The sequence below is a fragment of the Luteimonas sp. gir genome, from assembly GCF_037198055.1.
GTDB classification, from domain to species: domain Bacteria; phylum Pseudomonadota; class Gammaproteobacteria; order Xanthomonadales; family Xanthomonadaceae; genus Luteimonas; species Luteimonas citri_A.
On sequence record NZ_JBBAXQ010000006.1, the window covers coordinates 93,701 to 106,615 of the forward strand.

A 12,915-nucleotide genomic window follows, 5' to 3' on the forward strand; every position below is an offset into this window, starting at 1 on the left:
TCCCGCAGGACCGGTTCATGCAGCCTAGAATATGTTGCGACGCACAACCAGTTCCCCGGATACCCGCCATGCTGTTCTACCAAATGCACGAACTCGGCCGCGCGTGGATGAAGCCATGGACGCTGCTGGCCGACGCCACCGCGCGCGCCTATGCGCCCGGCGGCACCTGGCTGTCGCAGCTGGCGGGCGCCGACCAGATCGCCGCGGCCAACGAACTGCTCTACCGGATCGGCAAGGACTACGAGAAGCCTGACTTCGACATCCATTCGGTCGAGCACAACGACCGCACCTATCCGGTCGTGCAGCTCGACGAACTGGAACTGCCGTTCTGCAAGCTGCTGCGCTTCAAGCGTTACACCGACGATCCGGCGCACTTGGACGTGATCCGCGCCCAGCCGCGCGTGCTGGTGGTCGCGCCGCTGTCGGGCCACCACGCCACCCTGCTGCGCGACACGGTGCGCACGCTGCTGCGCGACCACAAGGTCTACATCACCGACTGGGTGGACGCGCGAATGGTGCCCACCGAGTCGGGCGGGTTCTCGCTCGACGACTATGTCGCCTACATCGAGACCTTCATCCGTCACATCGGCGCCGAGGATCTGCACGTGATCAGCGTCTGCCAGCCCACTGTGCCGGTGCTCGCGGCGGTGTCGCTGATGGCCGCACGCGGCGAGCCGACGCCGCGTTCGCTGGTGATGATGGGTGGACCGATCGACACCCGACAGTCGCCGACCGCGGTCAACAACCTGGCGACCGAAAAGCCGCTGTCGTGGTTCCGGCACAACGTCATCCACCCGGTGCCGATGAACTATCCGGGGCGTGGGCGCCTGGTGTATCCCGGCTTCCTGCAGCACATGGGCTTCATGGCGATGAATCCCGAGCGGCATCTCGAATCGCACCGCGCGTTCTACGAGAACCTGATCAAGGGCGACCTCGAGGACGCGCAGGCGCACCGCCGCTTCTACGACGAGTACAACGCCGTGCTCGACATGCCGGCCGAGTACTACCTCGACACGATCCGCGTGGTGTTCCAGCAGCACCTGCTGCCGCGCGGACGCTGGGTCGTGGCCGGCGAGCCGGTCGATCCGTCGCGGATCGCCGGCACTGCGCTGTTGACGATCGAAGGCGAGCTCGACGACATCTCCGGCGAAGGCCAGACACGCGCCGCGCACACGCTGTGCACCGGCATCGCCGAAACCGACCGCGCCCACCTCACCGTCGAGGGCGCGGGCCACTACGGCATCTTCAGCGGCCGCCGCTGGCGCAACCAGGTCTACCCGCAGGTCCGCGACTTCATCGCCGCGCACGGCGGCCCGGCCGCGACGCCGCGGCGCGCTGCGGCAAAGACGCCATCGTCCCCGCGCAAGGGCAAGCGCAAGAACGGCTGACGCCAGCGCCTTTCGGCGCTCAAACCGCTCGCAGCCCGCAGCATGTCCACGCAGCGTCAGCCAACAGTCCGCCGTCGCGCCCTTTCTGCGCTGATAGGACTGTCAAGTTAGGACGGGCATCCACCTGCCAGAACTCGCGCTTCGGTCAAGGCCGCTGCGCGGCCAGGCGACGACGCACGCATCGCGTTCGTCAGCGTGACGGGCGGTGCGGCTACCGAAGTCAGGTTGCACACGTCCACAGCAGCAGACTGACGGCCGGTGGCCGCGTCGAGCACGCCAAGGGTGAGCCCGCTTCCGCTTGCGCGGCGTGCCGCGCGAGTGGGCGAACGCCCGGCGTGCTTCGCCGGGCCGGACCGATGCGCGAAGCGGATCGGGCGTGCGCCCGAGTCAAGGCAGGGTAAGCATGGACGGCGTGCGCGGCACAGCCGCGCGTTTATGCGAACGCCACGCGTGCTTCGCGTGGCTGGGCCGCGAAGCGGCCTTGACCGAGGGGAGAGCGGCTTCCGGGCGGCAGGCTGCTGCCTATCCGAAGGAAAGCGCTTCCGTACTTGGAGAGAAGGCACAAAAAACCCCGCTTCCGGCAAGCGGAAGCGGGGTTGGATACCGCGCGCCGATGGCTCAGGCGCGGGTGTCTTGGCGGGCGCCCTGCGGCCTGCCGGCGCCCTGGCGGTGCGGCCTGGGACCGGCGTGCGCATGCGCGCCGCGTTCCTGCGGCTTGCTGTGGCCGCGTGCGGCCGGCTTGCGCGGCGGACGCTGACCACCGGGCTTCTGCTCGCCCATGCGCGCGCCCGGACGACCACCGGCCGGCTGACGGCGCTGACCGCCGCCGTTCTTCGGGATCGGCGTATCCAGCCGGACCGGCTGGCTCGGCTCATACCCCTCGACCGCACTCATGTCGATCTCGGCCTTGAGCATGCGCTGGATCTGGCGCAGCAGACCGCCCTCCTCCGGCGACACCAGCGACAACGCCTCGCCCGACGCGCCGTTGCGGCCGGTGCGGCCGATGCGGTGCACGTAGTCCTCGGCGACCATCGGCAGATCGTGGTTGATCACCAGCGGCAGGTTCGGGATATCGAGCCCGCGCGCGGCGACGTCGGTCGCGACCAGAATGCGGGCGCGGCCGGACTTGAACGCGTCGAGCGCCTTCTGCCGCTGCGCCTGACTCTTGTTGCCATGGATCGCGACCGACGGCAGGCCGGACTCGGCCAACTGCTCGGCCAGACGGTTGCAGCCGTGCTTGGTCTTGCCGAACACCAGCACCTGGTCGGTGTGGCGCTTGGACAGCAGATCGACCAGCAGATCGCGCTTGCGGCTGTTGTCGACCGGGTGGGCGCGGTGGGCGATGGTGTCGGCGATCGTGCTGTTGGCCGCAACCTGCACCTGCTTGGGATCGCGCATGAACTCCAGCGCCAGCGCCTTGATCCGCGGCTCGAACGTGGCCGAGAACAGCAGTGTCTGGCGCGCCTTGGGCACCCGGCCCAGGATGCGCTTCATCTGCGGCAAAAAGCCCATGTCGAGCATGCGGTCGGCTTCGTCGAGCACCAGCAGCTCGACCGCGTCGAGCTTGGCGTGGCCCGAATCCATATGGTCGAGCAGCCGCCCCGGGCAGGCGACAAGGATGTCGACGCCACGGCGCAGGTTGTCGATCTGCGGCTGCATGCCCGCGCCGCCGAAGATCGTCGTGACGTTCATGCGCAGGTGGCGGCCATAGGCCTTGAGATTGTCGGACACCTGCATCGCGAGCTCGCGGGTCGGCACCAGGATCAGCGCGCGCGGCTTGCGCTGCCCCTTGGGCGGGGTCTCCTTGGCCAGGCGCTGCAGCAGCGGCAGACCGAACGCGGCGGTCTTGCCGGTGCCGGTCTGGGCACCGCCCAGCACGTCATGGCCGCCCAGCACCAGCGGGATGGCTTCGGCCTGGATCGGGGTGGGGGTGGTGTAACCGGTTTCGGTCAGCGCGCGCAGCAGCGCGGGCGACAGCCCGAGGGTTTCGAACGTGGTCATGCAAGGACTCCTGTGGGCCAGTCCACGTCCCGGCGGCCCGCGCGTGCGGGCAACAGCCGATGGCCGTGACGATGGCGATGGACCCCGGAGCTATCCGTAAACCGCGCTGCGAGATCCGATGTGACGGCACCGGGAACGCCCGGGCACCGTGTCTGCGCGACGAAAGACGTGCGGGATAAAGACCGAAAACGGCGCGACGCGCCGACGGCATACCAGGATCGTGACCGGGTCCAAGGACCTTGGGTGGGCGACCGCGCTGCAGGACCCGCCCATTCTAGGGCACCGCAGCCCGCGGCGCCATCGCCACCGGTCGGGTCTGTGCGTTGTGCGGCGCATATGGCACGCTCCGTCGGGTTCCCGTTCACGGAGTTCCCGATGGCTTCTGGTTCCGGCGCCCAGGGCGGCGCGGTCACGCTTGGTCGCTGGCTGCTGGCCGCGGTCTTCATCGTCGCCGGCGCACTGCGCCTGTGGGCGGCGCTGCGCGGCGTGCCGACCTCCGACACGACGCTGGCCTTCAGCCTGGCGCAGTTGCTGGTGGGCGTGCTGATCGTCGCCGGCTGGCAACTGCGCTGGACCGCGCTGGCGGCGGTGGCGCTGGTGCTCATCGATGCCGTGCTCTCGCATCCGTTCTGGGCAGTGCGCGCCTCGGCCCGCACCGGCCAGATGCTGCAGTTCCTGCAGCAACTGGGACTGGCCGGGGGCTTTCTGTTGCTCTCGGCCATGGCCCCGAGGCGCTGACCGGTGGCCGCCGACGCCCACGACACCACCGGCCAGTTGGTGCAACTGGTCGCGTTGCTGGGCGCGGCGGTGGTCGCAGTCCCGCTGTTTCGCCGCTTCCGGCTGGGCTCGGTACTCGGCTATCTCGCCGCGGGCCTGGCGATCGGCCCGTTCGGCCTGGGCTGGTTCTCCGATCCCCAGGCGATCCTGCATGTGGCCGAACTGGGCGTGGTGATGTTCCTGTTCGTGATCGGCCTGGAAATGCGGCCCTCGCATCTGTGGGCGCTGCGCCGGCAGATCTTCGGACTGGGCGCCTTGCAGATCCTGCTCGCGACCACGGCCTTGACCCTGGTGGCCTACGCCTTCGGCTTCCCCTGGCCGGTGGCCTTCGTCGGCGCCGCGGGCTTCGTGATGACCTCGACCGCGGTGGTCATGCAACTGCTGTCGGAGCGCGGTGAGATCGCGTTGCCGCACGGCCGCAAGATCGTCTCGGTGCTGCTGTTCGAAGACCTGCTGATCGTGCCGCTGCTGGCCTCGATCGCGTTCCTGTCGCCGACGCCGGAGGCCGCGGCCGACGCGCCGTCGCGCTGGATGGCGATCGCGATCGGCATCGGCTCGCTGGCCGCACTGGTCGTGGCGGGCATCTACCTGCTCAATCCCCTGTTCCGGATCCTTGCCGCCGCCCGCGCGCGCGAAGTGATGACCGCCGCCGCGCTGCTGGTGGTGCTCGGCGCGGCCTTGCTGATGCAGTTGGGCGGGCTGTCGATGGCGATGGGCGCGTTCCTGGCCGGCGTGCTGCTGTCCGAATCTGCGTTCCGGCACCAGATCGAGGCCGACATCGAGCCGTTCCGCGGCCTGCTGCTGGGCCTGTTCTTCCTCGGCGTGGGCATGGCGCTGGACGTGGCGGTGGTGGTCGAGGACTGGCCGCTGATCGTCTCGGCGGTGCTGGCGCTGATGGCGACCAAGGCGCTGTGCATCTACGTCGTCGCACGCGTCACCCGCAGCGGCCATCGCGAAGCGCTCGAACGCGCGGTGCTGATGGCCCAGGGCGGCGAGTTCGCGTTCGTGCTGTTCGCCGCCGCGGCCGCGAGCGGCCTGATCCAGGCCCGGGTCAACGCCACGCTGACCGCCGTGGTCGTGCTGTCGATGGCCCTCACCCCACTGGTCGTGCTGGCGACCGGGCGCTGGACCTCCCGGCGCGATCGCCCGTCGCTCGATGGCGTGGAGGCCGTCGCCGACCAGACCGGCAGCGTGCTGATCATCGGCTTCGGCCGCTTCGGCCAGGTCATGAGCCAGTCGCTGCTGGCCCGGGATGTCGACGTGACGATCATCGATACCGACATCGAAATGATCCAGAGCGCCGCCGACTTCGGCTTCAAGGTCTACTACGGCGACGGCACCCGGCTCGACGTGCTGCACGCTTCGGGCGCGCACAGTGCCCGCGCGATCGCGGTCTGTGTCGACGATCGCGATGCCGCCGACCGCATCGTCGAGCTGGTCACCCACGAGTTTCCCCAGGCCCGGCTGCTGGTGCGCGCCTACGACCGCGAGCATGCGCTGAAGCTGGTCAATGCCGGCGTCGACGTGCAGGTGCGCGAGACCTTCGAATCGGCGGTGCTGTTCGGCGCCGCTGCGCTGCGCGCACTCGGTGTCGACGACGACGAAGCCGATGCGATCGCCGCCCAGGTGCGCCGTCTCGACGCCGAACGCTTCGACCTGGAAACCGCGAGCAACGACACCCGCGCCGGCATCCCGCTGCTGATCAAGAACACCGACGCACCGGGGCCCAAGCCGGTGCCGTTCACCCGGCCTCGGCGCGAGGGGCGGTCGTTGAACCCCGGAGCGCCGGTCGATCCTCCGGAAGCGCCGTCCGGGCGGGAATGACCTCGGGCGCTTCGGACCTATGGAACGGCGATTGCCGGCCACCAGGTCGCGCAATGCGCCGGCAATGCAGCGGGTGATCACAGCGCAACGCGTTTGCGGTTATCCGACGAGACCCGGTCGATCAGCTTGTTGTAGGGATCGAAACCGGCTTCGTACGGCGCCGCATCGACGGTCACGGTGATCTCCGGATCCGGATCGGTGATGTGATGCCGCTCCAGGTACAGCACCTGCTCATCGCGTTCCTTGCCGGAGGGACCACGTGCGAACACGCCAACCTCGATCCAGTCGTCCATCGCACCATCCGTCTCGCGTCCGGTCCCGTCGGCATAACGCTTGGCGGCGTGCAGCTTCAAGGTGACGTCAAAGCGCCCGTCCTCGCGCCGCCTTGCCATCGCGGACTCGACCCGGTTGTCGTAGAAGCTGATCTCCTCAAACAGATCGGTGATCAGGCCCTGCTGATCTGGATGCGCTTCTGCGCGGATGTAGCCCAGCAGCTCGCGTGAGGTGGTGTACGGCGGCTGCTGATAGCCCTTGTCCTCGAGAAATCGCTTGAGCGCACGATTGAGTGCCGCTTCACCCAATTCCTCGCGCAGCCGGTAGAACACCAGCGACCCCTTGCGATAGTGGATGTACGGCTGATTCTCCACCCGGTAGAGCGGCAGTTCCTCGATGCGTTCACCGCCCCGGTCGCTCAGGTACCGGTCCAGCTCGTACTTCAGGAACTGACGCATGCGGGCGCGGCCGTATTCGCGCTCCATCACCATCAGGGCCGAGTACTGCGCCAACGATTCGGACAGCATCGTCGCACCCTGTACGTTCGCACCGATCACCTGATGCGCCCACCACTGGTGGGCGACCTCGTGGGCGGTGACGTAGAACACGTAGTCGACCTTGTCGGCATCGCGCAGGTCGGCGATGAAGCCGATCGACTCGGAGTACGGCACGGTGTTGGCGAAGGCCTGGGCGAAGCTGGCATAGCCGGGGAACTCGATGATCCGCAGTTGGCGATGCTGGTAGGGGGTGAAGTTGTCCTCGTAGTACGCCAGCGACTTCTGCGCCGCTTCGATCATCCGGTCGACATTGAACGGGTGCTTGGGGTCGTAGTAGACCTCGATCGGGATGTCGCGGTAGGTCCCCTTGCGAACCTGCCAGCGCGCCGACAGGAAGGCGTAGAAGTTCAGCATCGGCCGATCCATCGCATAGCGGAAGCAACGGCGGCCGTCACGCTCGAATTCGCGCTCCAGATAGCCCGGCGCCAGCGCGATCTGATCGGGCGCGGTGCAGATCGTGGTGGCGAAGTCGATCCAGTCCGCGTCGTCGCCGATGTACGGGTTTGCGCGCGCGGCTTCGTCTTCGAGCTTGGGCATGCGACGCGGCTCGCCAAGATCGCGCTTGCGGCGCTCGTTGCGGTCGTCGATCTCCAGCCGCGCGTTGTAGCCGAACTGGGGAAACAGGTCGCTGTCGAAGAACGTACCGTTCTCGACGAATGCCGTCTGCGCCTGATCGTTGGTGATGCCGGTGGGGTGAAAGTCGAGACGGAAGCGGAAATCGCGCTGTTCTCCCGGCGCCAGCGGCGTGGCCAAGCGGTAGATCCGGTATCCCAGCGGCACCTCATGCTCGAGCAAGGTCTGCCCACCGAGATCGACCTCGACGAGCGCGCGGTCCTCGGTCATGCCCAGATGCACGTCCTGGATGGGCGTGGGGTGTGGATTGCGCACGGTGTAGACGAGTTCGCCGCTCATCGATTGCGTCTCCGGACGCAGATCGAGATCGGACCGGCTGGCGATGATCCGGGGCTGGGGCAAGGACTCGTACCGCTTGTACTCGCGCTCGTAGCGTGCGCGCAGGTCGAGCTGGCCGTCGGGCGAGACGAAGTCATTGCGGATGTTGGTGTTCCAGTACAGAACCCCTCCCAGCCCGACGAACGCCAGCAGCGTGACCGCGAGCGCCACGCCCAGCCCACCGCGCAGTTCTGCGCGCATGCCGGCCAAGCGTTGACGCAGGCCGCTGTCGCGACCGCGCACCCACAGCGACGCGGCCAACAACAAAAGAGCGGTGACGAACAGGCTCCAGTAGCCCTGGAACGCCAGTTGGCCCACCAGGAAGTGGCCGTAGCCGTTCATGTCCGAATACGGCGCGTTCGGCCACCCGCCGATGATGTAGAGATTGTGGGTGAAGTCGAGCGTGCCGAGCACGGCCTGCGCGACCAGCACCAGGACCAGCAGGCCATAGCCGATGAACTTGTTGTTGGCGAACACCTGCAGGGCGAGCGCCAGCCCGCCCATCACCATATAGGGAATGGAATCGAGCACCAGCGCCTGCAGGTACACCGTCGGTTCGAGTTGGACTTGGCCCTTGACCAGTTGGATCGCCATCGCCATGACCATGCCCAGCGCCTGGAACAGCACCACCACGACCAGCAAGGTCAGGCATTTGGCCAACAGCGGAATGCGGTTGGCGACGGGCATCGCGTCGACGACCTCGCCGAGCTTGGCCGCGCGCTCCTTCCATACCAACTCGCCGGCATAGAACATCACCACCAGCAAGAGCAGGAAGCTGTAGCTGCCGCGCAATGCATCGAGCAACTGCGAGGTCGTCGGATAGACACCCGTGCCGTACAGGGATTGCTGCGAGAACGCCGACGGCACGAAGTTGACGATGCCAAACAGCAACATCACCAGGAACGGGACGCTGCGCAGTACCCCGGCGGTGTCGAAACGCACCTGCCGCCAGGTCTGGGTCCACGAGGTAGCCCTGCCGAACGTGGGCTGTGCACGGATCGGCGCACGCGCCGGCACGACCGTGGCCGCGGGCGGCGAGGCCACGCGCGTGCGCCGACGCCGCCACACACCGCGACCGGTCCCGGTGCGCTCGGTGCGAAACAGCGCAAAGGTCGCGACGAACAGCGCCAACCCCACGCAGATCCACAACGCCCTGTTGGCCAACAGGTACTCCCCCAGCGCCGGCAAGCCGGTATTGCGCTCCTCGGCCGACCAGTAGCGCACCGTGCGCGACAGCGCACGGCCGCCCAGCGGCTCGAGCAGCGTCGCCAGCCAGACGTTGTCGATGTCCTGAAGAAATGTGGCACTGACGCCGTAGAGCACGAAGAACGCGAGGACGCCGATATAGACCCACAGGATCGACCGGGTGGTCACCGCCAACAGCGACAGCAGCGCAGTGACGAACAGCAGGTTCGGCAGCACGATGACACCCAGCGCCCATAGATAGGGACGCAGCGACACCGGTCCCAATCGGACCGGGTCGATCCACGGCATGAACTGGGCGACGAACAGGCCGATGGCGATGATCACGAACACCGCAAAGCTGGCCAGCATCGCCGCGGCGATACGGCCGAGCAGGTAGTCGCGACGCCGGACCGGTCCTGCGAACAGCAGGTCGGCGGTGCCCTGCTCGAAGTCGCGCAGCAGCGCGGTACTGACGAAGATCGGCACGATCAGCATCGTCAGCAGGGTGAACACCCCGAACATCTGCGCGATGACCACCGGCGCGTTGCGGTGCACGTTGCCGATCGCCTCGCCCATCTGGATGGCATCGCTGGACGCGGCGCCGAAGCCCAGCAGCGCGAACAGCACAGCCAGAAACCACAGCAGCGGGGCACGCAGCTGCTGGCGCAGCTCGAAGCGGAAGAACTCGATCAGCATGTCGCGCTCCCGATCAGGCGACGGGCGCGGACACGGCCTGCTGCCTGGCCTGCAGGCGCAGCCGCTGGAAGTAGACGTCCTCCAGATCCGGTTCGATCTGCACGAAGCCCGCATCCGGGCGTTCGGCGCTGTGCACATGAATCACCGGCTGGCCGGCGACCAGGCGCGTCGACAGCACGGTGTGCGCCGCCTCGTAACCGGCCAGCGTCTCCTTGGTGACCTGCTTGCGCCAGACTTGCTGCGAGAGCGCGGCGATCGCGTCGGTCGGGCGCCCGGTCAGCAGCACCTGGCCGCGGTTCATGATCGCCATCGTCGGACACAGGTCGGTCACGTCCTCGACGATATGCGTGGACAGGATCACCGCGACGTCCTCGCCGATCGCCGCCAGCAGGTTCAGGAACCGGTTGCGCTCCTCCGGGTCGAGACCGGCGGTGGGCTCGTCGACGATCACCAGCCGCGGATTGCCGAGCAAGGCCTGGGCGATGCCGAAGCGCTGGCGCATACCGCCCGAATAGGTCCCGAGCTTGCGCTTGCGCGCCTCCCAGAGGTTCACCTGCTGCAGCAGACCGTCGACGACCTCGCGTCGGACCTTGCGCTCGGTCAGCCCCTTGAGCACGGCGAAATGCTCCAGCAGGTCGAGCGCGCTGACCTTGGGATAGACCCCGAAATCCTGCGGCAGATAGCCGAGCTGCCTGCGCACCGCCTCCTTGTCGCGCAGGACATCGATCGTGCCGCCCTCGCCCACCAGGGTCACGCTGCCGGCGTCGGCCGACTGCAGCGTCGCCAATGTCCGCATCAACGAGGACTTGCCGGCGCCGTTGGGGCCCAGCAGCCCGAACATGCCGCGCGGGATGTCGAGGGTCACGCCGTCAAGGGCGCGCACGCCGTTGGCATAGGTCTTGGTGAGGCCATCGATCGCGAGCATCGGAAGTTCCAGTCCATCGGCATGCCAGCGCCGATCGTCGCGCCCGCACCGGACCGTGCACATGGGTCGAACGTCACCCTGCCATCCGGCTCGCCTGCACCGCGGCGCCGCGGCGGCCCGCGCCCGCATGACCTTCGACACCCCCGGGCACCCGGGGGCAGGCGTAGAGTGCGCGCTCACAGGGCGCCGTCCGGCGCCGCTCTCCCGGAGACTGTCTTGATTGCCATCGTTCCCAAGCGCCTGCTGCTGACCGGCGCCGTCGTGCTCGCGCTGTCCGCCTGCTCGGGCGGCCAGGACGCCGCGGCCCCCGCCGCCGACGCACCGCAGACGGCCCAGGCGCCGACGTTCCACCTCGATGAGGCCGCGCTGCCGCCCTACAACCGCTTCCTGATCGACGACCTGGACACCACCAAGAACGCCTGCGCCGACTTCGGCGGCTACGTCAACGGCAAGTGGCTGGCGGCCAACCCGATCCCCGGCGACCGCAGTTCGTGGGGCGCGTTCGAAATGCTCGACGAGCGCTCGACCGCGGTCCAGCACCAGCTCGCGCAGCAGGCGGCCGAACATACCGACGCGACCGGCATCGAGAAGCTCGTCGGCGATTTCTGGGCGACCGGCATGGACGAGGCCGCGATCGAGGCCCAGGGGCTGGCGCCGCTGCAGGGCGAACTGGCTGCTATCGATGGCCTGACCGACAGCGCATCGATCGCGCAGTGGCTGCGCACCAGCGCGGCCAAGGGCCAGGGCTTCCTGTGGGGCATCGGCGCGATGCCGGACTTCAAGGATTCCTCGGTCAACATCGCTGCGACCGGCCAGGGCGGCCTGGGCCTGCCCGACACCACCTATTACAGCGCCGCCGACAAGGCTGGCATCCGCGAGGCCTATGTCGCCCACATCGCCAAGGTGCTCGAGCTGTCGGGCGTGCCGGCCGAGCAGGCCCAGGCGCAGGCCAAGGACGTGATGGCGTTCGAGACCCGCATCGCCAGGGTCTCCAAGTCCCGCGAGGCGTTCTCGCGCGATGTCGGGCTGTACTACAACCCGATCACCGTGGCCGAGGCCGACAAGCTCACGCCGAACTTCCCGTGGACGACGTTCTTCGAATCGCAGGGCATCGCGGTGCCGCAGACGCTGTCGCTGTCGGTGCCCGAGTTCCACCAGGAAGTCGACAAGATGCTGGTCGACGTGCCGGTCGAGCAGTGGAAGGCGTACCTGCGCTTCCATCTCGTCGACGGCGCCTCGCCGTACCTGTCGGACGCGTTCGTGCAGCAGCACTTCGCGTTCTACGACCGCACGCTCGGCGGCCAGAAGGAAATCGAGCCGCGCTGGAAGCGCGTGCTCGGCACGGTCGACAACGAGATCGGCCACGCGATGGGCCAGTTGTACGTGCAGGTCGCGTTCCCGCCCGAGTCCAAGGCCAAGATGGAGGCCTTGATCGCCAACCTCAGCGACGCGCTCAAGCAGCGCATCGAGAACCTGGAGTGGATGAGCCCGGAGACCAAGCGCAAGGCGCTGGCCAAGTGGGAGACGTTCGAGCCGCGCGTGGGCTACCCCGACAAGTGGCGCGACTGGAGCGGCCTGACGACCTCGCGCGACAGCTACCTGGGTAACGTGCTGGCGGCGACCGAGTTCAACTACAAGTGGGATCTGGGCAAGATCGGCAAGCCGGTCGACAAGTCCGAGTGGGGCATGCGCCCGCAGACGGTCAACGCCTCCTACAACCCGCTGGCCAACCAACTGACGTTCCCGGCCGCGATCCTGCAGCCGCCGTTCTTCGACCCCGAGGCCACCGACGAGATGAACTACGGCGGCATCGGCGCGGTGATCGGCCACGAGATGACGCACGGCTACGACGACCAGGGCGCGCGCTTCGGGCCGACCGGCAACATGGAGGACTGGTGGACGCCGGAGGACTTCGCCGGCTTCAAGGCACGCACCGGCAAGCTCGTCCAGCAGTTCAACGACTACCGCCTGCCGGATGGCCGCGCGCTCAACGGCAATCACACGTTGGGTGAGAACATCGCCGACCTGGGGGGCCTGGCGACGGCCTATGACGCGATGAAGAAGGCCACCGCCGGCACGCCCGACCCGATGACCGATGGCATGACCCGCGACCAGCGCTTCTTCCTGAGCTGGGCGACGGTGTGGCGCCGCAACTTCACGCCCGAGCAGCTGACCCAGCGGCTGGCGACCGACGAGCATGCGCTGTCGTCGTTCCGCGCGATCGGCGCGCCGTCCAACCTGCCGGCGTTCGCGGCCGCCTTCCAGTGCAAGCCGGGCGACCCGATGGTGCGAGACGGCGAGCGCCAGGTGGTGATCTGGTAACGCCCCGGCCAGCCCC

6 protein-coding genes and 1 pseudogene are annotated in these 12,915 nt (G+C 68.0%); 4 read left to right on the forward strand and 3 right to left on the reverse strand.

The window, feature by feature from the left end:
• Positions 1–17: 17 nt before the first annotated feature.
• A pseudogene (phaZ, locus tag WAF18_RS09950) lies at positions 18–1,307 on the forward strand (polyhydroxyalkanoate depolymerase); the annotation flags it as partial.
• Between the two features lie 699 nt (positions 1,308–2,006).
• Here the strand turns inward: phaZ and WAF18_RS09955 are convergent.
• The gene (locus WAF18_RS09955) at positions 2,007–3,389 is read right to left on the reverse strand and encodes a DEAD/DEAH box helicase (protein ID WP_337244952.1); all 1,383 of its coding nucleotides are present in this window, start codon (positions 3,387–3,389) and stop codon (positions 2,007–2,009) included.
• A 375-nt stretch (positions 3,390–3,764) separates the two neighbouring features.
• On the opposite strand from WAF18_RS09955, the gene WAF18_RS09960 reads away from it, so the two are divergent.
• Both WAF18_RS09960 and WAF18_RS09965 read left to right on the forward strand, forming a co-directional pair.
• Positions 3,765–4,127, forward strand: a complete 363-nt coding sequence (locus WAF18_RS09960; RefSeq protein ID WP_337244953.1) for a hypothetical protein — start codon at positions 3,765–3,767, stop codon at positions 4,125–4,127.
• 3 nt (positions 4,128–4,130) lie between these two features.
• Complete coding sequence (locus WAF18_RS09965; protein ID WP_337244954.1) at positions 4,131–5,990, forward strand: monovalent cation:proton antiporter-2 (CPA2) family protein; 1,860 nt, start codon at positions 4,131–4,133, stop codon at positions 5,988–5,990.
• 77 nt (positions 5,991–6,067) lie between these two features.
• Here WAF18_RS09965 and WAF18_RS09970 read toward each other — a convergent pair whose 3' ends face one another.
• Both WAF18_RS09970 and WAF18_RS09975 read right to left on the reverse strand, forming a co-directional pair.
• Complete coding sequence (locus tag WAF18_RS09970; protein ID WP_337244955.1) at positions 6,068–9,652, reverse strand: M1 family aminopeptidase; 3,585 nt, start codon at positions 9,650–9,652, stop codon at positions 6,068–6,070.
• A 13-nt stretch (positions 9,653–9,665) separates the two neighbouring features.
• The gene (locus WAF18_RS09975) at positions 9,666–10,577 is read right to left on the reverse strand and encodes an ABC transporter ATP-binding protein (RefSeq protein WP_337244956.1); all 912 of its coding nucleotides are present in this window, start codon (positions 10,575–10,577) and stop codon (positions 9,666–9,668) included.
• Between the two features lie 219 nt (positions 10,578–10,796).
• On the opposite strand from WAF18_RS09975, the gene WAF18_RS09980 reads away from it, so the two are divergent.
• Positions 10,797–12,899, forward strand: coding sequence for a M13-type metalloendopeptidase (locus WAF18_RS09980; RefSeq protein WP_337245021.1), 2,103 nt, complete (start codon positions 10,797–10,799; stop codon positions 12,897–12,899).
• Positions 12,900–12,915 lie beyond the last annotated feature (16 nt).